At 39.0% G+C, this 431-nt stretch carries 1 pseudogene; it reads right to left on the minus strand.

From position 1 onward, the window contains the following. Nucleotides 1–43 precede the first annotated feature (43 nt). Nucleotides 44–431 (minus strand): annotated as a pseudogene (locus tag KH400_RS21295) (iron-containing alcohol dehydrogenase family protein); the annotation flags it as partial.

Consider the following 431-nt stretch of genomic DNA (forward strand, 5'->3'; position numbering starts at 1 on the left):
GCTTCCTTTCTACAAATCAAAACAGGCATTTGTTGAGCCACAATTATTTAAATAGGTCGACGAGGATGGCGTCCTTCTCTAAAAGCTCTATAGCTTGATCACGGTATAGTTTTTCATGCAAGTATGTAAAACGGTTCGGCTTAATGGTTGGAGCTAATTCTATTGCCTGTATAAACTCTTCTTTTTGTAGCGGTAACGTAGAGACAAAAGAAAAGAACCCTGTTCGTTCAAAGACTTTTGTCACTCGTTCTGTACGGTGGTTTTGAACTTTGGCCATAATATACGTAGCAATCCCTACTTGAATTCCATGCATTTGTGGTTGTTTAGTAATTTTATCTAATGCATGAGAGATTAGATGTTCTGAACCACTTATTGGTGAGCTATTGCCGCTAATAACCGTCGCAATTCCCCCCATTGTCATCGAACTAACT

It is taken from the genome of Desertibacillus haloalkaliphilus (assembly GCF_019039105.1).
GTDB classification, from domain to species: Bacteria; Bacillota; Bacilli; order Bacillales; family KJ1-10-99; genus Desertibacillus; species Desertibacillus haloalkaliphilus.